This window comes from Streptomyces sp. NPDC107528, from assembly GCF_055639295.1.
Genome location: NZ_JBVKAV010000011.1, coordinates 384767 through 408315, shown reverse-complemented (window position 1 = coordinate 408315; position 23549 = coordinate 384767). Strand labels below are relative to the sequence as shown.

20 protein-coding genes and 4 pseudogenes are annotated in these 23549 nt (G+C 68.7%); 11 read left to right on the top strand and 13 right to left on the bottom strand.

Annotated elements, in window-relative coordinates:
• Positions 1-901 precede the first annotated feature (901 nt).
• The gene (locus ACZ7L5_RS33190) at positions 902-1336 is read left to right on the top strand and encodes a subtilase-type protease inhibitor (RefSeq protein ID WP_471521470.1); all 435 of its coding nucleotides are present in this window, start codon (positions 902-904) and stop codon (positions 1334-1336) included.
• Positions 1337-1656: 320 nt separating this feature from the next.
• Here ACZ7L5_RS33190 and ACZ7L5_RS33185 read toward each other — a convergent pair whose 3' ends face one another.
• Both ACZ7L5_RS33185 and ACZ7L5_RS33180 read right to left on the bottom strand, forming a co-directional pair.
• Positions 1657-2523: a GNAT family N-acetyltransferase gene (locus tag ACZ7L5_RS33185; RefSeq protein WP_471521468.1), complete on the bottom strand. Its 867-nt coding sequence runs from the start codon at positions 2521-2523 to the stop codon at positions 1657-1659.
• Positions 2524-2563: 40 nt separating this feature from the next.
• Positions 2564-3429: pseudogene (locus ACZ7L5_RS33180) on the bottom strand (transposase); the annotation flags it as partial.
• Between the two features lie 11 nt (positions 3430-3440).
• Between ACZ7L5_RS33180 and ACZ7L5_RS33175 the strand changes: the two are divergent.
• Positions 3441-3689, top strand: a pseudogene (locus ACZ7L5_RS33175) (alanine dehydrogenase); the annotation flags it as partial.
• Between the two features lie 202 nt (positions 3690-3891).
• Here ACZ7L5_RS33175 and ACZ7L5_RS33170 read toward each other — a convergent pair.
• A complete protein-coding gene (locus tag ACZ7L5_RS33170) occupies positions 3892-4062 on the bottom strand; it encodes a hydrophobic protein (protein WP_328884133.1) in 171 nt (56 codons plus the stop codon).
• Between the two features lie 163 nt (positions 4063-4225).
• Complete coding sequence (locus tag ACZ7L5_RS33165; protein WP_471521466.1) at positions 4226-5353, bottom strand: PP2C family protein-serine/threonine phosphatase; 1128 nt, start codon at positions 5351-5353, stop codon at positions 4226-4228.
• A 193-nt stretch (positions 5354-5546) separates the two neighbouring features.
• Between ACZ7L5_RS33165 and ACZ7L5_RS33160 the strand changes: the two genes are divergently transcribed.
• Positions 5547-8300 carry a SpoIIE family protein phosphatase gene (locus ACZ7L5_RS33160; RefSeq protein WP_471521464.1) on the top strand — a complete coding sequence of 918 codons (2754 nt, stop codon included), beginning with the start codon at positions 5547-5549 and terminating at the stop codon, positions 8298-8300.
• A 243-nt stretch (positions 8301-8543) separates the two neighbouring features.
• On the opposite strand, the gene ACZ7L5_RS33155 is transcribed toward ACZ7L5_RS33160, so the two are convergent.
• Positions 8544-9014 carry an ATP-binding protein gene (locus tag ACZ7L5_RS33155; RefSeq protein ID WP_471521462.1) on the bottom strand — a complete coding sequence of 157 codons (471 nt, stop codon included), beginning with the start codon at positions 9012-9014 and terminating at the stop codon, positions 8544-8546.
• Positions 9015-9196: 182 nt separating this feature from the next.
• On the opposite strand from ACZ7L5_RS33155, the gene ACZ7L5_RS33150 reads away from it, so the two are divergent.
• The gene (locus ACZ7L5_RS33150; protein WP_471521460.1) at positions 9197-9592 is read left to right on the top strand and encodes an STAS domain-containing protein; all 396 of its coding nucleotides are present in this window, start codon (positions 9197-9199) and stop codon (positions 9590-9592) included.
• 109 nt (positions 9593-9701) lie between these two features.
• The gene (locus tag ACZ7L5_RS33145; protein ID WP_471521458.1) at positions 9702-10130 is read left to right on the top strand and encodes a VOC family protein; all 429 of its coding nucleotides are present in this window, start codon (positions 9702-9704) and stop codon (positions 10128-10130) included.
• 286 nt (positions 10131-10416) lie between these two features.
• On the opposite strand, the gene ACZ7L5_RS33140 is transcribed toward ACZ7L5_RS33145, so the two are convergent.
• Positions 10417-11286, bottom strand: a complete 870-nt coding sequence (locus tag ACZ7L5_RS33140; RefSeq protein ID WP_471521456.1) for a UbiA family prenyltransferase — start codon at positions 11284-11286, stop codon at positions 10417-10419.
• Between the two features lie 157 nt (positions 11287-11443).
• Here ACZ7L5_RS33140 and ACZ7L5_RS33135 point away from each other — a divergent pair, with 157 nt between their 5' ends.
• From ACZ7L5_RS33135 to ACZ7L5_RS33125, 3 genes are all read left to right on the top strand, one after another.
• Positions 11444-12520, top strand: coding sequence for a type III polyketide synthase (locus ACZ7L5_RS33135; RefSeq protein WP_471521454.1), 1077 nt, complete (start codon positions 11444-11446; stop codon positions 12518-12520).
• Positions 12521-12629: 109 nt separating this feature from the next.
• Entirely contained in the window at positions 12630-13160 is a 531-nt protein-coding gene (locus tag ACZ7L5_RS33130; protein ID WP_471521452.1) for an isoprenylcysteine carboxyl methyltransferase family protein, read from the top strand.
• Positions 13157-14170, top strand: coding sequence for an NAD(P)/FAD-dependent oxidoreductase (locus tag ACZ7L5_RS33125; protein ID WP_471521450.1), 1014 nt, complete (start codon positions 13157-13159; stop codon positions 14168-14170). Before ACZ7L5_RS33130 ends, ACZ7L5_RS33125 begins: the two co-directional genes overlap by 4 nt.
• Before the next feature lie 200 nt (positions 14171-14370).
• Here the strand turns inward: ACZ7L5_RS33125 and ACZ7L5_RS33120 are convergent, their stop codons facing one another.
• The 6 genes from ACZ7L5_RS33120 to ACZ7L5_RS33095 form a co-directional block, all read right to left on the bottom strand.
• On the bottom strand, positions 14371-15384 hold the full coding sequence (locus tag ACZ7L5_RS33120) for an SRPBCC family protein (RefSeq protein ID WP_471521448.1): 1014 nt from the start codon (positions 15382-15384) through the stop codon (positions 14371-14373).
• A gap of 2 nt (positions 15385-15386) precedes the next feature.
• Complete coding sequence (locus ACZ7L5_RS33115) at positions 15387-16040, bottom strand: hypothetical protein (protein ID WP_471521446.1); 654 nt, start codon at positions 16038-16040, stop codon at positions 15387-15389.
• A gap of 691 nt (positions 16041-16731) precedes the next feature.
• Positions 16732-17085, bottom strand: coding sequence for a PRC-barrel domain containing protein (locus ACZ7L5_RS33110; RefSeq protein WP_363042899.1), 354 nt, complete (start codon positions 17083-17085; stop codon positions 16732-16734).
• An 865-nt stretch (positions 17086-17950) separates the two neighbouring features.
• Positions 17951-18178, bottom strand: coding sequence for a hypothetical protein (locus ACZ7L5_RS33105; protein WP_471521444.1), 228 nt, complete (start codon positions 18176-18178; stop codon positions 17951-17953).
• A 38-nt stretch (positions 18179-18216) separates the two neighbouring features.
• Positions 18217-18657, bottom strand: coding sequence for an Asp23/Gls24 family envelope stress response protein (locus tag ACZ7L5_RS33100; RefSeq protein ID WP_471521442.1), 441 nt, complete (start codon positions 18655-18657; stop codon positions 18217-18219).
• Between the two features lie 702 nt (positions 18658-19359).
• A complete protein-coding gene (locus ACZ7L5_RS33095) occupies positions 19360-19917 on the bottom strand; it encodes a DUF3291 domain-containing protein (RefSeq protein ID WP_471521440.1) in 558 nt (185 codons plus the stop codon).
• Between the two features lie 308 nt (positions 19918-20225).
• Between ACZ7L5_RS33095 and ACZ7L5_RS33090 the strand changes: the two are divergent.
• Both ACZ7L5_RS33090 and ACZ7L5_RS33085 read left to right on the top strand, forming a co-directional pair.
• Positions 20226-20819 (top strand): annotated as a pseudogene (locus ACZ7L5_RS33090) (fumarylacetoacetate hydrolase family protein); the annotation flags it as partial.
• Positions 20816-21563: pseudogene (locus tag ACZ7L5_RS33085) on the top strand (SDR family NAD(P)-dependent oxidoreductase). The pseudogenes ACZ7L5_RS33090 and ACZ7L5_RS33085, both read left to right, overlap by 4 nt.
• A 124-nt stretch (positions 21564-21687) precedes the next feature.
• Here ACZ7L5_RS33085 and ACZ7L5_RS33080 read toward each other — a convergent pair.
• Entirely contained in the window at positions 21688-22032 is a 345-nt protein-coding gene (locus tag ACZ7L5_RS33080; protein WP_363042875.1) for an ArsR/SmtB family transcription factor, read from the bottom strand.
• Positions 22033-22171: 139 nt separating this feature from the next.
• On the opposite strand from ACZ7L5_RS33080, the gene ACZ7L5_RS33075 reads away from it, so the two are divergent.
• Entirely contained in the window at positions 22172-23149 is a 978-nt protein-coding gene (locus ACZ7L5_RS33075) for a quinone oxidoreductase family protein (protein WP_471521438.1), read from the top strand.
• Positions 23150-23549: the final 400 nt, after the last annotated feature.

Genomic DNA, 23549 nt, shown 5'->3' with positions numbered 1-23549 from the left:
GTGGCAGGGCTCCACGCCAAGAGGGAGGAGAGCAAAATCGGGGAGTCGAGTCCGGCACACGCCAGGACCTCCACAACCGGCAGGCCGCACCAAGTCCGAGCGTGTCAGCCAACGGAAACGCCCTGAGCGATTGAGTGAGGCCCCGCCACGGCAGCGGCGTGCGCGGCGTGCGCTCCGCGGCGGGGGCCGCCCCCGTCGTTCTGGCGCTACGGACGGACCGTGGTCCGCGCAGCCGACAGCCGCCGGGGCCCCACCCAACCGTGAATTTCGAGGCGAGTTACGGCAGTTGGCGACTGCACGACGTGTGCGTCTCACCGGGCGAGCCGGGATCGGTATCCCGTCGACCAACGGATTGCCCCACACGTCGAGTGTGATGTGATCGGGGAGCAAGACCGCACACACACGCCGCGCCCCGCCCCTTGCACAACGTCCAGTCGCCGACCATGCGCTGATCGAATGTCAGCTGCTTGAGCCGGTCACCCGCGTTTCAGATCCGCTGCATCGACCTCGCCGCACTGGGCCGGCCGGACTTCGGCAGGGCGTTCCGCCCACGACTCGGCCGGCTCACCCAACCCGCGGCCGGCTGGACGGCTCCTTGGGGCCAGCCCCCGTCCGAGACGGCTCAAGCCAGCGCGCGAACCCCGGGCCGAAAACACCCTTCCCAATTTCAGGCCAATTCGCACGCGAGTACATCGGCCACACCTGCAACCGACGAACCGAATGAAAAGCCGCCCACCTCCTCAACCGTGAAGAGGGGTCAGCCAATCAAGCCACTGATTGAATACGCAATCTGGTCTGAATTGCCACGACAGCAACGACGACAACTGCCTCACCATGGGATGGGCGCAACAAGACGGGTACTACGAGGCACTGAGCACCGCAAACAGAAAGGAGATACACCATGCAACCGATGACACGCTGGGCAATGACAGGAGCCCTGCTCACCGCATCCCTCGCGGGTCCCTTGAGCGAGCCCGCCCACAGCGCCCCAGCCTCGCTGTACACCCCTTCGTCCCTGGTCATGACCACCGGTCATGGCGAGAAGGCCGCCATGACAGCACCGGAGCGCGCGGTCACCGTGAACTGTGCGTACACCACTACGGGAACTCACACCGATCCGCGACAAGCCTGTGCGGACCTGGACCGCGTGAACGGGGACCTCGACCGCTTAGCCACCCTCCGGGGAAACGAGACGGGACGGCCCTGCACCAAGGAATACCGCCCCATTGTCGTCACCGTTGAAGGTGTATGGCGCGGTACGCGGGTGAACTACGAGCACACCTTCGCCAATTCCTGCATAAAGGAAACGCAGGGGGCGTCGGCGTTCGCCTTCTGAGCCCCACAAATCAGTAGACGCCCCACCCGCGGGGCCCTTTGGTCGTACTGCGTCGCCATCCCCCCAGCCCGTGTCGACAGCAACCACAAGGGCCCCTCTCCCCCGCGTGGGAAGGGTGGTCGAGACCGTGGTCCGACAACAGGGCTTCGGATCTCCCCGCGGGCGAACCGCCCTCATCTGCCGGGCTCCCTCGGAGTTGGAGCAGTGGGGGTCCGATCGAGCCGAGAGCAGAGCCTCGTACGGCTGCCGCACGAGGCTCTGGCGCGCACAGCCGCCGTACGAGGTGCTGCGGCATGGTGAGAAGGTCCGCAGACCCGACGTCAGACCTTCCGAATCCGGTCGGCGATCTCCGGCCGCGCCGCGAACCCGGCCGCCTTGTACGTGGCGACGCCGCCGACGTTGGAGCTCGGTGTGCACACGCGCACGCTTGACGAACCCATCTCCCGCAGTGCGGCCGCCCCGGCGACCGTGATCGCCCGGCCATAGCCGCGGCCGCGGTGGTCCGTGTGGACGCCCATCGGCTCGACCAGTCCTGGTTTCCCCGGGCCCGCCGACCAGACCGTCACCACCGCCGCGGGGTTGCCCTGGTCGTCGTAAGCACCCAGGCAGCGGGCGTCGGCGTGGAACGGTGCCGCGGACATGTTGTGCCGGTACTCGCGGGTGGGCTTCGTGGTGTTGAACGCGGACCGCAGGACGTCGGCGAAGTCCTGTGCCTGCTCCAGGCCGATCTCCCTGATGCGCACGCCGGGGTCCTCCACCGCTTCGGCGAGGTCGCGGAAGAGCGGCGTCCACGGCTCGTCGACGTCCCAGCCCTGCTTGGTCAACAGGTCGTGGAGCAGCAGGCCCTGTGGCGCCTCGACGGACACCGCTCCTTTCGGCAGTACGCCGCGCTCGGGCAGCGAGAAGTCCTCGACGAGTCGCCGTGCCAGGTCCTCGTCGTGGAAAGCGTCGGAAGCGATCGTCATGCGCACGAGCGTCGGCGTATCCAGCATCCCGACGGCGAGGATCCGTCCGTCCCGGCTCCAGGTCCGTACCGCCGCGGCCGCCGCGGCCGCCCCGAACCGGTAGTTCCAGCCGATGTCCCCGGGATGCAGTTGCATCGGCGTTTCGTCGTGCTGCCACTCCCGCAGCGCCGCACTGGCCTCGCGCACTCCGTCGGCCGTCGGCGTCCTCAGCACAATCGTCATAGCCGGGATCAGACACTCCGTCTCGGTGGCATGCAACCGATTAACTGACCAGGCGCTTAGGGGTGATGGTGGCAGGAGGTCCATGGATGGCGAGTCCGGTCCCGGCTAGGAAGGCGTCGAGGGCGTCGGGGCGGTACTGGAGCGCTTGAGGCGGTTGCGCGCGAGCGCGGCGAGTCGGTCGAGGGCAACGCCGGCGAGGTTCGCGAGGCTGTGTTTCACGTGGGCCCATCGGTACTCGACCGCGTTCAGCTCGGGCGCGTAGACGGGCAGCGTGAACACCGTCAGCCAGGCGCGTGCGTTGGTCAGGTCGCGCATCTCGTCGGACACGTGAGTGTTCAGGCGGTCCCGCACAAGCACGATCGGTGCCTTGACCAGTTGGTGCACGCCGTCGACGAGGGCGATGCAGTCGCGCTCGGACAAGCTGCGGCGCTCGCCCTCACGTCCGGTGTGGCGTCGCAGCCGATGGCGCCGCCGGGTCCGCGAGCCCGGACGCATCGCGATCAGCACGTAACCGAGACCCGCCCGAAGCCGCGGCCGTTCATATTCACGACCGGGGTGATACCGCGCCGTCCCCAGGTACGTCCGGTCGGCGACCTGCGTGTGAACCCCGCCTCGTCCTCGAATCAGATCCAGCCGCCGCAGACCGTGAGACTTCCTGCCGATCAGCGTCACCGCCCGCGCCTCGGTCCACACCTGGCTCTGGTCCCAGCCGCGCGCAGCCGGCCCTTGCTCCAGGCAGTGAGCCGGCTTCTCCCGGCACTGCGGCGACACCTTGCAGCGCTGCCCGCTCGTACCCCGGGAACCCAACGCCTCGGCCCCGCCCTCCCGCCAAGCCTGCTGCCATTGGTAGGCCGACTTCGAGCTGATCCGCAACTGGCGGGCGACCTCTGGCGGGACGACCCCTTGACCACGTCAGGTACTACGGGGTGGACCACAGCCCCTCCTACCTGTGGAACTCCGCGACCTGGGAGAACAGCGAGGCCCTACTGCCGGATCTGGACACCGTGCTCCAGGGCCCCGACGGCTGGGACGCCGACGACACGATCCGGCACGCCATCGAGATCCGCGAGGGCGTTGTCCAGAACCCCTAGGTGCTCGCCTTCCGGCACCGCTCCGCGGAGTACCCGCATGCCCATGAGGAGACCCGGGCGGCGTCGCGGCCGTAGCGGCGCGGCGGGGCATCCCGGGGAAGCCCCGGCAACTGCCGGAGAGGCGGCTTCTGCGAGTGCCCGTCACAGGCATGATCCCTCGCCCCGTAAATATGCCCGCATTAGTCCGATGGGGAACTCCGTGGATGCGTGCGCCGCGGTGACATACCGAAGGGCCCCGCCGGCGATCTTCGGCGGGGCCCTTCGCGCTGGGTTTTGTTTACCAGCGGTACCAGCGGCTCCTGCGGCCGCCGTGGCCGGCCGGCCGGACCACGAAGCCCAGCAGCCAGACCACCAGGACGACGACCGCGATCCACCACAGGGCCTTGAGGGCGAATCCGGCACCGAAAAGGATCAGGGCGAGAAGTAGAACGAGAAGCAGGGGAACCATGATTATCAACCTCCGCGCAATCAGGTGCCCCGCGGAACCCTCTTCATGCACGTAAATAGTTGAATGCATATTTCCGCAGCGCAGGGGAATTCGACTACGCCGTACTGAACGGGCAGTTTGGTTGATCTCAGGCGCGCGAATCAGCAGCGAACCCGCATCGTCATCAGCCCTCTACGCCGACGGCCCCCCGATCCTGAGCGCCTGAGCGCCTCAGCGCGAGGGCAGCGATGTCGTCGTCCAGCCTTCCGCCGCTGTGCCGCAGCAGAGCTCGGTGCAGCTGGTCGAGCAGTTCGCGGGGCTGCTCCAGGCCCTGCCGCTGCATCCAGTCCGGGAGCGGAAAGAACTGGCCGGCATGGTCCCGGGCCTCCGATACGCCGTCCGTGTAGAGCAGCAACTGGTCACCCGGGGCGAAGGCGACGCTGTCGACCCAGTAGCGGTCACCGATAAGCGCTGCGAGGTTGAGGGGCGGGGAGGGGACGGCGGGCTCCAGGACCCGGACCTTCCCGCAATGCGCGATCAGCGGTGGTGGATGTCCGCAGTTGAGAAGTCGTATGTTGCCGCCGTCGGGCGGGATCTCGGCGAGGAGAGCGGTGGCAAAGTGCTCGGGCTGGTCCTGGGCCGGAAACACAGCACTGTGGCGCGTGACGGTGGCCTCCAGGCGACGGATGATGCCCAGCAGGTCGGGCTCGTCGTACGCGGCCTCCCTGAAGCAGCTGATCACCGCCGAGGCCACCCCCACTGCGGACAGGCCCTTGCCCCGTACGTCACCTATGAGCAGCCGGACCCCGTGCGGTGTACCGATCGCTTCATAGAAGTCGCCGCCGATCCGCGCCTGTTCCTGGGCCGCCAGATACAACGACTCGATCTCGACGTCCTCGATGCGGCGCGGCATCGGGCGCAGCAGCACCTTCTGGGCTGCGTCGGCGACGAGCCGGACTTGGAAGAGTATTTCCTCTCGCTGAAGTCGGACATGACTCCCGTACGCGGCCGCCAAGGTGACCGCGACGATTGCGGCCGACGTGTACTGCGTCCCCAGATCGGTGTAGAAGAGGCTGAGGACTGTCATGAGCAGCAGGCAGAACGCCCCCAACAGGACCGTGGGCAGCACGGGCCACATCGCGGCGGCAAGGGCGGGTGCGGCGGGCAGAAGGCGGCTGATAGCGATCTCCCGGGGTGTGGAGAACGCCAGGACGGCGATGAGGACGGTCAGGACCACGGGTGACAGCCGGGCAGCTTCCCATCGGCCGCTATAGGCGGGGCGGCGGCGCCTCAGCCGTGCAGACGTGATCACAAAATGCATCATATCGGCCTAAATGGTCATCGGGCGCGCAGAAAATCATGCACCGCACGCCGGCTTTTGCGGCGGACGGCCCTGCCGGAGGAGCGATGACATGCAACACATGGCCGCCCGGACTCCCTGGGCCGGCCAGGCGAGGATCAGTCGGGGCCTGGCCGGTCGGGATCACCAGTGTTAAAAAGGGCGCATGGCGAATCGCTTCGCCCGTTTTCGACACCCACCGGTCAAGCGCGTGATCAGCAAGAGCACGCGGAGCGTGGCCGGGCAGGTGTTGATCTTCCAGGTTGCTCTCGTGGTGCTGCTCGTGGCCTGCGGCGTCTTCGCTCTCATCCTGCAGTCGGAGCGGGATACCAACGCCGAGGCCAGACGCCGCTCCACGGCCGTGGCACAGACCTTCGCACACTCCCCAGGCGTCCTGGAGGCATTGAAGACCCCGGATCCGAGCAAGATTCTCCAGCCGCTCACCGAGGCGGCGCGCCGGGCCGCCGATGTCGACTTCATCGTGGTCATGAACACCGAGGGCATCCGGTACACGCACCCCTTGCCGGACCGAATCGGAAAGCAGTTCGTGGGCGAGATCGGACCCTCGCTGGCTGGGAGGGTCTATGTGGAGAGCGTCGACGGCCCGCTCGGTCGCGAAGTGCAGGCGACGGTCCCGATCGAGAACGCCGACGACAAGGTGGTGGGCCTGGTCTCGGCAGGGATGAAGGTCAAGAACGTCGAAAGTCAGTTGACCCGGCAACTACCGATCATCCTGGGCGCCGGGGCCGGGGCGCTCGCGTTGTCCATCGGTGTGACGGTCTTGGTGGGCAGGCGGCTGCGACGGCAGACACACAGCCTGGCCCCGGACGAGATGACCCTGATGTACCAGCACCACGACACGGTGCTCCACTCCGTCCGGGAAGGGGTCCTGATCGTGGCCGCCGACGGGCGCCTGATGTTGGCGAACGATGAGGCCAGACGACTGCTGGAGCTGCCCCCGGAGGTAGAGGGACGGCTCGTCTCGGGACTGCCCGGCCTCGATCCCGAGACGAAGGCGCTGCTCGCCTCCGGGCGCGAGGCCACCGACGAGGTGCACCTCGCGGGAGACCGGCTGCTCGCGATCAACCAGCGGCCCACGGATCGCAAGGGAGGCCCCAAGGGAACGGTGGTGACGCTGCGTGACTCCACCGAGCTGCAGGCAGTGACCGGCAGGGCGGAGGTGGCACGGGAGCGGCTCAGGCTGCTGTACGACGCCGGGCTCCACATCGGTACCACCCTGGACGTGCTGCGCACCGCCGACGAGCTGGCGCGGGTCCCCATTCCTCGCTTCGCGGACTTCGTCACCGTGGACCTGGCCGACACCGTCCTGCGCGGCGATGAGCCGGCCCCCACGGGGACGGACATGCGACGCGCGGCCGTGTGCGGCATCCGGGACGACCACCCGCTCTCCGAACGGGGCCGGCTCTTCGACTACCTTCCCTCCACTCCCCAGGCACGCGGCTACGGCAGCGGCCGTTCCCAGTTGGTGAGCGATCTGCCGACCGCAACGGGCTGGCGCGTGCAGGACCCGGAGCGTGCCCAGGCGATCATTGACTACGGCATCCGCTCGCTCATCACCGCCCCCATCCAGGCCCGTGGCGTCGTGCTGGGCATGGCCAGCTTCTGGCGCGGGCAGCAGCATGAGCCCTTCAACGAGGAGGACCTGTCGCTGGCGGAGGAGCTGGTGGCCCGTGCCGCCGTCAACATCGACAACGCCCGCCGGTACACCCGCGAGCACGCCTTGGCCGTCACCCTCCAGCGCAGTCTGCTGCCGCAGGCGATGCCCGTGCAGAACGCCCTCGACATCGCCTACCGCTACCTGCCCGCCCAGTCGGGCGTGGGCGGAGACTGGTTCGACGTGATTCCCATGCCGGGGAGCCGGGTGGCACTGGCCGTCGGCGACGTGGTCGGCCACGGCCTGCACGCCGCCGCCACGATGGGCAGGCTGCGGACCGCGGTCCACAACTTCTCCGCCCTGGATCTGCCACCCGACGAGTTGCTGAGCCATCTGGACGACCTGGTCGGGAGCATCGACCAGAACGAGACGGCAGACAGTGCAGCGGGCGTCGTGGGCGCCACCTGCCTGTACGGGATCTACGACCCCGTGACGCGTCGCTACGTCCTGGCACGTGCGGGGCATCTGGCGCCCGCGCTGGTCCACCCCGACGGAACCGTCACCTTCCCGGACGTGCCGGCCGGTCCACCTCTGGGCCTCGGCGGCATGCCGTTCCAGACCGCGGAGTTGTGCCTCGCGGAGGGAACTCAGCTCGTCCTGTACACCGACGGCCTGATCGAGGACCGCAAGCGCGACCTGGACGTGGGAATGGAACTGCTGCGGGATGCGCTGGCGGGCCACCCCGGCCGGCCGCCCGAGGAGACCTGCCAGGACGTGCTGGACAGCCTGCTCCCCGGGCGCCCCAAGGACGACGTCGCCCTGCTCGTCGCCCGCACGAGAGAACTGCCGCCCGATCGGATCTCCGACTGGGATGTGCCACCGGACCCGGCCGCCGTCGCGGGTATGCGCGACGCTGTTTCCCAGAAGCTCGAAACGTGGGGCCTTTCAGAGTTCGGTTTCACCATGGAGCTCATTCTGAGCGAGCTGGTCACCAACGCCATCCGCTACGGCGCCGGGCCGATCCACGTGCGGCTGATCCGCGACCGCGCGCTGATCTGCGAGGTGGCCGACAGCAGCAGCACCTCACCACACCTGCGGTACGCCGCGACGACGGACGAGGGAGGCCGGGGCCTGTTCCTGGTGTCACAGATGGCTGATCGCTGGGGCACCCGTTACACCCCGCATGGCAAGGTGATCTGGGCCGAACAAGCCCTGCCCGAGGTCACACAGCAGCCCGCCCCGAGCCCGGCTGACGCAGACCCTCCCCTGGACGACGAGGCAGCCGACCCGTCAAGCCCGACGTGAAGGCGTCAGCAATCAGCCGGATTCGTCGACGACAGGCTCTCCGCGTGAGCGGGGGTGACTCGCCTCCCACCGGTCCAGCACGCCCGACGTTCGACAAGTGCATCCGACAGGATGTACGGCCACAGCCGCGGACGCCCGCCGCAGCGGGGCTGCCCGTGATCCGCCGGACGCGGTCCAGAGTGCCGGCCGGCTCCGGCAGCGGTGCGATGGACGCGCCGACGGGTCGACGCGTCGGCGGGTGGCCTACTGGGGCCGGCTCGCGGAGGTGTCGGCATCATCGTGCAGGGCGATGCGGACGGAGATGCGTTTGCCGACCGGCTCCCGATACGCCTCGAAACTCTCGGCGACCGCCATGACGATCTCCAGACCGTGCTGGCCGATGCGGCCGGCATCGGCGGCCCGGGCCACCGGGAGCGCCGGGTCGGAGTCCCACACCACGACCTCCACCCACTCCCCCGCAATGCCCAAATGCATCAGCACCGGGCCCGGAGCGTACTTGCGGGCGTTCGTGACCAGCTCGCTCACGACCAGTTGCGTCAGTTCCATCGCGCGCTGCGACACCGGCACCCCGTACCGGCCCTGCGCCTGGGAGAGGAAGCTGACGGCCAGGTGACGGGCCTGCGCGATCGTCGCACCGCCGCCCTCCAGGGCCACCGTGGTCTGCACGTGGGAACGTCCGTCCTGGGCGTTGCCGTCCTCGCCCAGCGGGTCCACTTCCCTTATCAATACCGTCGCCCTCGTTTCACAGGCCCGCGCCTACCCAGGGGCGGCCGGTTGACTCCCCCCGCGTACGATGACGCCAGAACGCGCGTTGCCGGCTCCACCATCCACAGATTTCACCCACACGGTACGGGCAGGCCTTGGGTCCACGAACAAGGCGTGCCAGGATCACAGGCATGGCTGAGCAAGCAATGACGGGGACCGAACGGACCGGGCAACTGGGCCGGCTGTCGGTGACCACCACCGTCGACGACGGAATCCGCGTAGTCGCCGTGACCGGGGAGATCGACCAGCAGACCAGCCAACCGCTGCAGCAGGCCCTCAACACCACCACACCTGCCCCCTCCCGCGTGGTGGTCGACATGGGCAGCGTCAGCTTCATGGACTCCACCGGCATCAACATCTTCATCGCCGCCCACCGCAGCCTTGCCGCAGACGGAGGCTGGCTCCGCCTGGCCGCCCTCACCGAACCCGTACAGCGCGTCGTCCGGCTCGTCGGCGTAGACACTTTCATCGACTGCCACCTCACCGTCGAACAGGCCTTGAACGGCAGGCACCCGCACCCGCAGTGATCCGTCAGGAGGGCGCCTCCCGGATCCGGCGCAGCTAGGGCACTGCGAGCCCGGCTCGATTGGATCCGAGGGGGGAATGAGCAGCAGAGTGCCCTGCTATCGTGCGCCGATGTCAGCGATCAAGAAGTTCCAAGTCACCTTTGATTGCGCAGAACCTGAGCGCCTCGCTCGTTTCTGGTGCGAGGTGTTGGGGTACGTCGTCCCGCCGCCACCGGAAGGGTTTGCCACTTGGGACGATTTCAGGCGTTCGCAGCCACCTGAGCAGCGGGATTCATGGTTCGCCTGCAGTGACCCCTCCGGTGTGGGCCCGCGACTGTACTTCCAGCGCGTCCCCGAAGGGAAGGCCGTCAAGAACCGGCTGCATCTTGATGTGAGGGTCGGCACCGGGCTCGTGGGTGAAGAGCGCCTTGCCGCGCTTGAGGCCGAATGCGCCCGACTGGTCCCGCTCGGCGCGGTACACGTGCGAACGCTGTACGACGGCAATGATGCGTGCATCCCGATGCTGGACATCGAGGGCAACGAGTTCTGTATCGACTGAGCGTTTTCCGAGCCGGAGATCCGAGCCGGGGAGGCGGGGAGCCGCCTCCCCTGGACCTCTCTGGTCTCGTACGGGGCGGGAGTTACCTCGTGAGGGCAAGGTCGGGCAGCGGGGCGGTGCGAACGGAGGGCGTCCTGGCGGGGATCGCCGATCGCGTCCGGCAACGGCTCGCGGTGGTCACGACCGAAGCGCCAGAACGCCGGTCCGGCCGGGCCGTGTTCGCGCAGGAGGTCCAGCGTGGTCGCCACGATCGGCATGCGGCGGTCGTAGGACTCAGGCGGCGCGGTCAGGCGATCCCGGTGCCGCGCAGCAGTAGCAACGCCACGTCCACCACCGCCACGGCGACCGCTGCCGCGAAAGCCGCTCGCTCCCACCGGCGTCCCAGCACCGTGCCCGCCCCCGCGACCAGGCCGGCCACCGCGAGCGCTGCAATTCCCCAGCTGCCGGGTGGTCCGGCGGGCCCCAGCGCCAGCACCGCGGACGCGGCCACCAGCGGCACCGGCAGCAGCAGCCGCGCGCCGTCCGGGCCCAGCCGGTGCGGCCAGCCCCGTACGCCCGTCGCCAGATCCCCGCGGATGTCCGGCAGCACATCGCCCAGATGCGCGCCGACTCCCAGCAACGCCCCGGCGGTGACGACCCACCAGGCCGGCCATGGCTGCCCCGGCAGCCCCAGCGCCACGAACGCCGGGAGCGCGGCGAACCCCACCGCGTACGGCGCCCAGGACCACGCCGTCGCCTTGAGTCGCAGGTCGTACGCCCACGCCGCCGCGACCCCGGTCAGGTGAACGGCGCCCGCCCACAGCCCACAGGCGAACGACAGCGGCACGCACAGCGCCAGCGCGGCACACGCGGCCACCCACACCTCCGTCACGCCGACCGTGCCGTCGACAACGGGTTTGCCCCGACGGCCGGCGGCGATGTCCCGGCGCGCGTCGTACGCGTCGTTGCACCAGCCGACGGACAACTGCCCGGTCAGCACAGCGGCGGCGGTCAGGACACAACGCGCGGCGTCCTGGCCGGCGGTGACGGCGAGGGCTGCCATCAGGGCGGTGACCGCCGCGACAGGCCCGGGGTGGCACGATCCGGCCAGGCCGCCCACCCGGCCCGACCAACTCGCGGCCGGGCCGCCGACCGTCGACTGCTCGGGAGTGCCCACCCGGCCGATCGTAGGCGTCCCGGCCCCACCCGGCTGGACCACGCGCCCTCGTGGCGAACGGCCGGACCGCCGGACGGGCGATCCATGGTGATGATGGCCCGGTCCGGGGAAAGGGTGGGAAGCAACTCACCCCAGTCGGTCACCGGACGGGAACCACATGACGCGGATCGTCGCCGTTCACGGTGCCCTCGCACCGCACCGTCGCACCCAGCCCGAGATCACCGACATGGTGGCCCGTACCTGTCTGCCGGAGGGCAGCGACCGCCGGGTCCTGGACCGGCTGCACCGCAGCGTGAAAGTCAGTTCGCGGCACATGACCCTGCCGCTCGAGCGATACGGGGAACTGGACGGATTCGGCGCCGCCAACGACGTCTTCATCGCCGCCGCCACCGACCTGGGCGCCAAGGCCGTCCGAGGCGCTCTGCACATGGCCGGCCTGACCGCCGCCGACGTGGACCTGCTGATCTTCACCTCAGTCACCGGCATCGCCACCCCCTCGATCGACGCACGGCTGGCCGGCCGCCTCGGACTACGGCCGGACGTCAAACGGCTCCCCCTGTTCGGCCTGGGCTGTGCCGGCGGCGCCGCCGGCCTGGCCCGTATGCACGACTACCTGTTGGGCCGTCCGGGCCAGGTGGCGGTGCTGCTGTCGGTCGAACTGTGCTCGCTCACCTTCCAGCGAAACGATGCCTCCATGGCCAACCTGGTCGCCACGGGGCTGTTCGGCGACGGCGCCGCCGCGGTCGTCGCGTACGGCGGGGAGCGCCCGGGACCGCCGGGCCGGCCGGAAGAGACCGTGGGCCCGACGATCGTGGACTCCCGCAGTCACCTGTATCCGGACACCGGGCGCGTCATGGGCTGGGACATCAAGAACACCGGCTTCCAGGTCATCCTCGACCCGACTGTCCCCGATGTGGTGCGCCGTTACCTCGCCGATGACGTCGAGGGGTTCCTCGGCGACCACGGAATCAAGCCGAAGGACGTGACCGCCTGGGTGTGCCACCCCGGCGGCCCCAAGGTCCTTCAGGCCGTGACCGAGGCCCTCGACCTGCCCGAGGAGGCTCTCGATGTGACCTGGCGTCACCTGGCCGACGTGGGCAACCTGTCCTCGTCGTCAGTGCTCCACGTACTGCGCGACACCCTGGCCCAACGCCGCCCGCCGCCGGGCACGCCGGGCCTGCTGCTGGCGATGGGGCCCGGCTTCGCCTGCGAACTCGTCCTGCTGCGCTGGTAGTTCGTACCTCGAAGGACACGAAAGACACGAAGGACACGAGGAACACGAGGAACACGAGGAACACGAGGAACACGAGGAACACGAGGAACATGAGGGACACGAAGGACACATGATCTGGTACGGACTGCTGGTGGCCGCCGTCACCGCCGAGCGCGTCGCCGAACTCGTCGTCGCCCGCCGCAACGAACGCTGGACCACCGCCCGCGGCGCCACCGAGACCGGGCAGGGCCACTACCCGGCCATGGTCGCCCTCCACACCAGCCTGCTGATCGCCTGTCCGACCGAGGTATGGCTGGCCGACCGGCCCTTCGTACCCGCCCTGGCCTGGCCCATGCTGGCCGTGCTCGCGGGCGCCCAGGCACTGCGGTGGTGGTGCATCCACACCCTGGGCCCTCGATGGAACACCCGGGTGATCGTCGTACCCGGTCTACCGCTGGTGGCGGGCGGCCCCTACCGGTGGCGGTGGCTGCGGCATCCGAACTACGTGGCCGTCGTCGCCGAGGGCGTGGCGCTGCCCCTCGTCCACACCGCCTGGGCCACCGCCGCCGTGTTCACGGCACTCAACGCCGCCCTGCTCACCGTGCGCATCCGCTGCGAGAACCGGGCACTGGCCACCGCGGCCATGCCCGCATCGGCATGATCGACGTACTGGTGGCCGGCGGCGGCCCCGCCGGACTGGCTGCCGCCATCCACGCCGCACTCGCCGGACTGGAGGCCGCCGTCGTCGAACCCCGGACCACTCCTGTGGACAAGGCTTGCGGAGAAGGAGTCATGCCCGGCGGAGTCGCCGCGCTGCGAGCACTGGGCGTCGAGGTCAGCGGCCGCGAACTGCGCGGCATCCGTTACGTGGACGGCACCACCCGCGCCGAAGCGTCCTTCCGCGGCCGCAGTGGGCTGGGGATCCGCCGTACGACGCTGCACTCCGCACTGCACCGGCGCGCGCTCGACCTAGGCGTACGGATGCTGCCGGGCAAGGTCGGCGAGGTGCACCAGAGCGCGGACACGGTCACCGCCGCGGGCACCACGGCCCGTTGGCTGATCGCCGCCGACGGCCTGCACTCCCCGGTGCGCCGCGGCCTGGGGCTGGAACTGCCGGCCCGCCCGCACGGCCGCTACGGACTGCGCCGCCACTACCGCGTCGAACCGTGGACGGACTACGTGGAGGTCCACTGGTCCCGGCACGGCGAGGCCTACGTGACACCGATCGGCCACGACCTGGTGGGCGTCGCGGTCCTCAGCCGCAGCCGCAGGGGCTACGACGCACACCTGGCCGACTTCCCGACCCTCACCGCGTCGCTGCGCGGCCCGGCCGCGACTGAGGTACGCGGCGCCGGACCACTGCGACAGCGCGTGCGGCACAGAACCGCCGGCCGTGTCCTGCTCGTCGGCGACGCCGCGGGCTACGTGGACGCCCTCACCGGCGAAGGCATCGCCCTCGCAGTGGCAACCGCCGGGGCCGCAATCCGCTGCCTGGCCGCCGGACAACCGGCGGCATACGAGAGCGCCTGGATTCGGCTGACCCGGCGCCACCGGCTGCTGACCGGGGCCCTGTTGGCCGCGAGCCGTCGTCCTGGCACCGCCCGTCTCATCGTCCCTGCGGCGTCCCGGATGCCCCCCGTGTTCTCGGCCGCGGTCCGCGCACTGCAGTAGCGGCCTGGCCCTTTCACATGACGAAAGTGAACGAGGTCCGACGTCTACGGACTCCGCGACAGTCAAGGTGAGTTCGCGGCGTTCCTGGTGGTCGTCGCCCTGGGCCTGACCGGTCTGGTCATCGGCCAGCGGGGCGGGCCGCGACATGCGTGACATGGCCCGGTGATGGGCTGCCCCGCCGGTCCGGTTGCGCCTACCGCTTACCGGTCCGCTTCGTCCTCCTCGTCCTCCTCTTCGTATTCGTCTTCGTATTCGTCTCCGTCCTCCAGTTCGTCTTCGTCTTCCTCCTCGTCCTCGTCCTCGTCCTCGTCCTCGTCCTCGTACCGGGCCTCGCCGTCGTCCACCTCACCCTCTTCGGGCTCGCCCTCCTCGGGCTCGCCCTCCTCGGCGTCGTCCTCAAGACCTTCTTCGTGTGAACGGACCACTTCGCCGTCGCGGATCTCGCCGCGCCAGCCCTCCAGGTCCTCGTCGTCGGAAAGCGTGACGTGCCGCATGAAGTGCTTGAGGTCGAGTCGCAGGCGACGTCCCTGCGCGCGCCAGATGTTGGCGGTCTTCTCGAAGAAGCCGGACGGGTAGTACTCGACCACGACGACGACGCGCGTGAGGTCCGGAGTCAGTTCGTGGAAGCTGACGGCACCGCGCGTCGAGCCCTTGGACCCCTCGGAGTTCCAGACGATGCGCTCGTCGGGAATCTGCTCCTGCACGGTGGCTTTCCAACTACGGCTGGAAAAGGCGATTTTGGCCTTCCAGCCACTCTCGATCTCGTCCGACTGAGAGACGCTCTGGACACCCTTGGCGAAGGAGCTGAACTCCTCGAGCTGGGTCCAGTGGTCATACACGGTGCGCAGTGGCTTGCCGACGTCGATGACCTCGACGATGTTCGTGACCTTCCCGCTCCCCGCCTTGCCGCCGCCGCCGCCCCCGAAGGCTCCCTTGACGGTGTCGACCACCTTGTCCTTCACGTTTCCTGCCTTCTCGCCGAGGAACGCCTTGACCGGTGACTCCCCACCGCCCAGTACGCGCTTGCCGACGTTGAGCAACGTGCCGTTGCCTTCGCCGACCTCTCCCAGGCCCTGAGCGAGATCACTGATCTTGTCTCCGGCCTTGTCCACCAGCCGCTGGCCCTGTGCTGCGGCGAACGCGGACAGCTGCTCCTTGAGCTGGTCCATACCGGAGGTTCCAGTCGGAGTGGTCTTCTCCTCCGTCTTGGCCATGGCTACCTCCTACGGCTGCCGCGAGTGGGTGTCTTGCCGGCGGCGGCCTTCTTCCCCGTCGGCTTCGACGCGGCGGCCTTCTTCCCCGTCGACTTCGACGCGGCGGCCTTCTTCGCCGTCGGCTTCGACGCGGCGGCCTTCTTCCCAGCGGGAGCCTTCTTCCTTGGAGGTGTTTTGGCTCCGGACCGCCTTGCGGGAGTCTTCTTCTTCGCTCGGCTGCGAGGGGGCGGTGTCTCTTCCGGCTCTTCCTCCGACTCCTCTTCCTCCGGCTCCTCTTCCTCCGCTGCCTCTTCCTCGTCGTCCGGTTCCCCTTCGTCGAGCGGCTCTTCTTCCTCGTCGTCGGGCTCGTCCCCAGGAGTGCTGATGCGTTGCTGCAACGAGTCGGCCAGCGCTCCCAGCTGGCGGTCGGCGGTGGCGGACAGCGCGGCGCGGGCGGAGTCCATCAGCTCTCCGCGGACCTGGTCCAGCAGTTGGGCGACCTGAGGGCTCTCGGACGCCATGCGCAGTGCTCGGTTGACCAACTCTTTGGGGGTCAGTAGTCCTTGACCGGCGAGCACGGAGGCGACACCGATGGCGAGCTTGCCCTTCTTGGTGCGGCCCAACACGTATCCGGTCGCGAGGGCTGCGGCCAGAGTGGCTTTTGTTTCGGTTTCCATAGATGGCCTCAAGTCAAGTCAGCGGAATCAGGCTGCCCGGTCGCGCGCGGCCACGCCGCCCGGCCCCAGCGCCTGCCTTCGCCCCCAGCTCCCCAGCGCCTGCCTTCGCCCCAGCGCCCGTCTCGGAGGCTGCACCCCTCCCTCCACCCTCCTCCCACATTTGCGAGCGCGCATCTCCCCAGAGATCCAGCACGCGCCGCCCGTGTCAGTACGGGCACGCTGCGGAGCGGGACTGCCCATCGGCTTGTACCGGAACCCGTGGCGGGTCGGCGTCAGCTTGCGGAGTCGAGGTGGTCGAGGTGGTTCCACAGCGCGTCGGTGAGCGCTTGGTAACTGTTCTCGTCGCGTCTGGGGGCGTTGGCTGGAGGTACCCAGGGCTTCCATGGCGGCCGCCCCGGATCCGATGGCCTCGCGGGGAACGGAGGCGCCGATGGGGCCGCTCCCCAGCGGACCAGTGCGCACAGCGAACGGGGCGCCCACAGGTGCGAACGGCCGGCTTGGATAACGGGCATCTCGGTCGGGATGCCGGGGCGCCTGGAGAGCGAGGGAGCGTTGGAGCGAGGGCAGCTGCTTGACCACGACGCGGTGGCCGAGGCTCTTGAGGCCTTGTTAAGTGATCTGCCTCGGCACAGATGAACCCTGGGACTCTTCGCGGAGTCCCAGGGTCGTGTTCCTCAGAACAGGCGTTGGATCAGACCAGCGGGCCGGTGGGACCGTAGTACGTGCCCAGGTCGTGACGGTAGCGGTCGTCGCCGAGGTGCTTGTCGCGGTCGAACTCGGGAGCATCCTTGATCTGTTGCTTGGTGCGGTCGACGAAGACCTTCTGCTCCTCCAGGTCGATACTGACGACCGTGCTCGCCGGGAGCAGAACCTCCTTGCCGAAGATCCACACACCGGTGTCCACCACCAGGTAGGCGTCACCGATCTCGTCGGAGTGCTTGTCGACCTTGCCGATGCTGCCGTCCGTCGCCTCGACCTTGTACCCGGTGAGGTCGGCGTCCGTCAGCCGCGCCGTCGGCTTGTAGCTCCACACATTTTCAGTCACGCGAAAAACAACTCCTCCGGTAAACAGAAAACAGCAGGGTCCCCCGCTGTTCCTCCGTTTGCGGGTGCCCTGCGTTCAGGGTTCCACGCCCTAAATCAAGCCAGGTTCTCTGATTCTTGAGTGGGAAATTCTCAACCCGGCACCGAAAACCTGCGGAGGCTCCCGCTCTACCGATGTCGCTCGCCTACCAGCGATATCAGCGGCCACTCCCCCCATCGGGCGAGCCACGAAGCCGACCAGCCACAAGAGCAGGAACGGTGATCGCGATCCACCACAGAAATCTCAGCACGAATCCCGCGCCAAAGGATCAGGGCCGGCGAGAGAACAAGAATGAGGGGGGTCGGGATTATAGCCTCCGAACCACTGCCTGCCCAGCAAATATCCCCCTAAGCGCGTGAATTTACAATCCGCCGACGTACACACGCAGACAGGGCACCCGCCCCTGGTTACTGCGCTTGGATATTCGGCTGGAAACGGGGTGCACCTCCGTGCGATGGGTGCGGCGGGTCAGGGCCGGAAGGTGGCCTGCCGTGCACAGGCGGCCCGCGATGCTTGCCAGGGGCGGCGCGGCGGTGGCGTAGACGGAGCTCAGGAAGCGCTCGCCCATGCGCTGGTCGAGAAGGGCGGAGTTGATGCTTCAGGATGGTGGCGTGCGAGAGATGGCGGGTGGCCTCGGCCCGCAGGGTGTAGCAGGCCGGTGCGGTGACCTTGGTTGCTGCTGTGCCCCGCGACAGCTAAGCGAGCGCGCGCAGGCAAGGTGCAACTCGTCCGATCTGCGATCTTCGCAACGACCCGGTCGGCGACGGTGACGGTGATCGTGCCGCGCCCCCCGCAGGGATGCCGGGACGCCGATCTGTTTCACCGGTCACTGCCGCCAGTCTCCCCGAGCCCGTCGCCGGTCATCGCGGATCCGATCCTGTCGGTCTCGACGGCGGACGAAGTCGCCCGGTTCGAGATCGCCTTCCATGAGCCGCCCGACCACGAGACCGACGACACCCAGCCCCAGCACCAGCAGAAAGGCCCAGAAGTCACCGAAATACGCGGCGAAACCCAGGGTCATTCCGGCTACCAAGCCCACCACGGCCCTGCTCATCACGCGCCCCCTTACTCAAGCGAGCTGCTCCGCCCCGGCTACTGGATCCGCTGCCGCTCTTGCCTCTCGTCCTCCTCATCCTCCTCGTCGGGCAGCTTCACGTCACTGACCGTGATGTTGACTTCCACAACTTCCCGGTCGGCCATCCGCTCCACCGCAGAGATCACGTTCTCCCGGACCGTACCGGCCACGTCCGTGATCGAGACGCCGTAGTCGACGACGATCTCCAGATCGATGGCCGCCTGCAGCTCTCCGACCTCGACACTGACGCCACGTGTGACGGACTTGCCGCTACCGGCGCCAGGCACCCGCTCCCGCATGGATCCCATCGAGCGCGCGAATCCGCTGCCCAGGGCATGGACACCGAGCACGTCCCGTGCCGCCATTCCGGCGATCTTCTCCACCACCACATCGGCGACGGTCGTCCGGCCACGAGAACCGGGCGCTCCGCCATACTTTGCGCCGGCGTTCTCAGTCATCACCCAATCCTCCTGTCACAGGCGCACCTGGCACTCACTATTCAGATTACTGGCGCTTTAGCACCTTTGCCCGAATAGTTCACCACGGGGCACCAGCTCGGCCGTGGCCTGCTGCTCACGCTCGGCGGGCCCGACGACGGGACATGGATCACCGAGAAGGGGCCGTCCGGGCCCTCGGGTGTGCATCCCTCGGGCAGCCGCTGCCCCGAGAGCGCCGAGCGCTTGAGGAGCACTGTGCTCAATGCGGCCGCCGAAGGGCTCGGCCTGGCCGCCGTGACAGCTGGCCCACGCGTCACGGATCTCCATGAGGGCCCCGGGCCCAGACGTGATGTCGGGTAACGCAACGGGGGCCGTGAGGCCGGAGCCGGAAGTGGCGGTCTCGCGAGGCTTGCCCCCGCCGAGGGAGTCAGGATTCATGCAAGGGCCCGTCGGCAAGCTCGCGGACGTCGTGACGGGTGTTTCGGGCGTCGCCCGCCTCACCGCCGTGCCTGAAGCCGCTCGGTCAGGTGGCGGGCCATGACGCCACTCGGCCGACACATCGAGGTCCACCTCGCGGTCGCCCTCCACGGACACGATCCCCTGGAAGTCGTGAGGTAGCGGGCGAAGCCCCAGGTGCTGGCGGATCCGCCGTGGCGCAGACGCATATGTTCGCCGTCATTCAATCGGGGCGTTGAAGCGAACCCAGTCGTTCAGGCTCCTTTGTCAGCGAACCTGGTCGCTCTTCGGCCCGATGCCGTTGATCCTGGTCGGAGTTCCGTCCGGGGCGAATGCGTGGTGGAAGGTGAAGGCGCGCGGCGCGGAGCCGTGGTCGTGGAGGTGTTCCAGCCTGGAAACCCCGTCCTGCCAGGTGGGTGTCACGCCGTCGGAGACCCACCAGCACACGTAGTTCGGGTGTCCTGCCCTCTCGAACCAGTCGTAACGCCTGTTCAGCGCCTCACGGTGCAGACCGGTGTAGACGGCGTCGAAGGCGGGGCGCAGATCGGTCCAGAGTGAGAGGGTCGCGGCCAAGGCTGTGGTTTCCACAGTACGGCCCTTTCCGTACCAAGTCGGTACGGCGAACTCCCCCCATGCACCCCAGTCCGCCTCGAAGAGCAGGCCCCGGTCACCGTCTGCCGCTTCAGCACGCGCGAGGTATCCGGGGCGCTGACTGATCTTCCGGTAGACGGCCTCACCAATGTCGTAGAACTCGCGCGTGAGAGGTGCGGGTTCGGCGAGAGGTGACTTCAGGACGCCGAATGTGTACAGCGCAAGATGGGGCATGCGTCTCTCCCTGGTTGGGGCTGCCTGGTGTGGACCCGGTTCGGTGGCTTACGCATCGGAGCGAGGGTTCGTGGGGCAGGGCCAACTCATGCCGTCGCGGGTGGCTCAGCCTGAAGGAACTCCTGCACGACCGTGGGCGATCGCCGAAGACCAGGTGAAGGTAGCTGTCTCTGCGCGCCATGTCGAAGTTGCGTTTTTCCTGTCCAAGTGGCCTTTTGCACCGGTCGTTTCGAGGGCTGGGGCGGTAACCGGCGGGGCAGGCTGAGGGGTACCAGTGATCCACGTCGGCCGATCGGCATCGCCGCGCCCCGGGGTCGAGCGTGCTCGAATTCGAACTGGAGGTCGCCGCCGTGATCGGGAGGGAGGGCCGCAACCTCACGCCCGAGCAGGCTCGCGACCACATCGTCGGCTACACCGTTTTCAACGACTGGTCGGCCCGAGACCTGCAGTCCACCGAGATGAAGGTCGGCCTCGGCCCCTGCGAGGGCAAGGACACCGCCACGACGCCGGGTCCCTACTTGGTCACCGCCGACGAACTGGCCAAGTACCGCGACGCGGACGGCTTCCTGCGCCTGGCGCTCACCGCCGAGATCAACGGCGAGGTCGTGGGCAGGGACCGGCTGTTCAACATGAGCTGGACCTTCGAGGAGATGGCCGCCTACGCCTCACGCGGCACCGTCGTCCGCCCCGGCGACGTCCTCGGTTCCGGGACCTGCGGCAACGGCGGCTGCCTCGCCGAGCTGTGGCGTGTACGGGGTGAGCAGTCCCGGCCTTCCCTGAAGCCTGGCGACACGGTCACCCTCACCGTCGAAGGCAGGGGCTCCGTCTCCCACACCGTGGTGGCCGGCCCGGGCCCCATGTCCATTCCCGTCGCCCGACGCCGCACGAGGGGACGGCCGTGACCGACCTCCGTCCCGAACGGCTGCTCAGCAGGGTCGTCGTGGTCACGGGCGCGGCCAGTGGCCAGGGCGCCGCGGAGGCCGCGGCGCTGGCCCGCGAGGGCGCCCGGGTGATTGCCACCGACGTCACGGAGTCACCCGGCTGCCGCCGTCTCGACGTCACGAGCGAGAAAGACTGGGCGGAACTCACCGCCGACCTGCGTGAGGCATAAGGCCAGGTGCACTGCCGGTCAACAACGCGGGCGTCACCTGGCGGGCGCGAATCGACGACGTACGCCCCGAGGACATGTCCCGGGTCCACGCGGTCAACGCCACCGGCCCGCTGCTGGACATCCAGCATCTGGCCTCGCTGATGCCGCCCGGCTCCTCGATCGTGAACGTCGGCTCGTCCGCAGCACTCACCGGCCATTGTCCGGTCGCCTACACAGCCAGCAAGTGGGTGCTGCGCGGCCTGTCGCGGGCCGCCGCCATGGAACTGGGGCCCGTTGGGATCCGCGTGAACACGTCCACCCCGGCTTCATCGAGAGGGACATGTCCGCCTCCGCGGCGCCCGCGTTCCGAGAGGCGAACGTCCGCGAGCCACCGCTCGGCCGCACCGGAACCGTCGACGAGATCACCCCGCTCGTCGCCTTCCTGCTCTCCGACGACGCGTCCTTCATGACTGGGGCCGAGATCCCGGTCGACGGCGGCCTCACCGCGCACGGCGGCGCCAAGTCGATCTCGGACGCCCTGCACTTGGGCACATGAGCCGACGGCCACGCACGACAGGCACGACACACGCGACATCCCCGACGTGCTCGTCCAGGCACTCCCGCCGGCCGACGGACGGATCGCCCGTGCTCAACACCCTGGTCGCACACGGGCCAGTTGTTCAGTCGGCGCCGTCGGGGCGGAGGAGCAGGTCCAGAAGCCCCGGGAAGCGTGCATCGAACTCCTGGCGACGCAGTCGGTTGACCCGCTTGGGCCCCTCGTCACGCTGCTCGACCAGTCCGGCACTGCGCAAGACCGAGAAGTGGTGACTGAGTGCGGCTTTGCCGACGGGCACGGCGAAGCTGCCACAGCTGCGCGTCCAGTCGGCGGATCCTGCCAATTCGCGGATCAGCTGGATACGTACGGGGTCGGCAAGCGCGGACAGCGCGGTCAGGACGGAGACTTCCTCGGGATCCGTGTGCACCGGTGCCGCACGGTGACTCCTGCCGACAGCCTGGTTCGACATGCCCCTCTCCCCGCCGTGCGCATCCTCGCTGGGTCACCCTCACGGAGTGTCCCAGCTGCTTGCCTAGTGTTCGATCCGTATCTTACAGTGCCAGTGTTCGCTTTCCATTGAACACTTCACTGAGGGGCGTGTTCCGCTTATGCGTGCAGTCGAGTTCCAGGAGTACGGCGATCCCGAGGTGCTGCAGCTCGTGACCGCCGAAACCCCACAGCCCGGGCCAGGCCAGGTCACCATCGACGCTGCCTACGTGGGCGTGAACTTCGCGGACCTCAAGGCGCGCGCGGAAGGGTACCGGGTGGACTCGCTGCCCTTCCGCCCCGGTCTGGAAGTCTCCGGACGGATCCGGGCCGTCGGCCCCGGCGTCGAGGAACTGCACCCGGGCCAGGAGGTCGCCGCCCTCGTCAACACCGGCGCCTACGCGGAGGTCGTGGTCGCCGAGACCACCACCGTCTTCCCGCTCCCCGAGGGCCTGGACCTGCGGACCGCGGCCACGCTGCCGACCGTGCTTCCGACCGCGCATGCCCTGCTCCACGAAGTGGGTCGACTGCGCGCTGGAGAGAGCGTGTTGGTCCACGGCGCCGCAGGAGGCATCGGCACGGTGGCGGGGCAGTTGGCGCGAGCGGCGGGCGCCGATGCCGTGTACGGCGTTGTCTCCTCCACGGCCAAGGCCGGCCACGCCCTCAAGCACGGCTACGACGAGGTGTTCACCACCGATACCTTCTCCGAGGACGTCCGCCGCGCCACCGGGGGCAGGGGCGTCGACCTGATCCTCGACCCGGTGGGCGGCGACACCCTTCGCCGCGGCCTCGACACGCTGGCCGTCTTCGGGCGCCTCGTGTCCTTCGGCAACGCGAGCGGGGCGGAGCCGTGGCACGTCGGGCAGCCCGAGCTCTACGCGCGGGGCCGTTCCGTCGGGGGCTTCTCCATCCTCGCTCTCGCGCAGTCGGCGCCCGAGGCACTGCGCTCGCTCACCGAGCGTGCCTTCCGTACGGTCACCGACGGCAGCGTGAGCCTTCCGGTCACCGCGGAGTTCCCCCTGTCGGAAGCGGCCGAGGCCCACCGGCTCATGGGCGGGCGCACGTCCACGGGCAAGTTGCTGCTGCGCATCGCCGACTGATCGCGTCGGCTCCGGAAACGGTCCGGATCGAACCAGCCGGCCCGACCGCGCCTTGCAAGATCATGCGTCAGACATGGATCGGGGTCAGACCCGGGTAGATCTTCTGCCAGCCATAGCGGGGGCTGCGGAAGTGCCAGTGGATGAACGCCTGCATGCAGCGGTCGAGATGACGGCGTTGCTCGTCGTCGGCCAGGACCAGGACGCGGCGGTAGGCCGTCAGACCGCTCTCGAGGATCTCGGTAGACCGCCAGGTAGTGCACGTTCTCCTTGACCGAGCGGCGGTTGTAGAAGGACAGGACGTCGTTGATGTCATTGAGGAACGTGGCACAGGGACTCAGGGCCGCCGACCAGAACGCTCGCTGGAAGCCTGCGTCGAGACAGGCATCGGTGAACTGCAGTG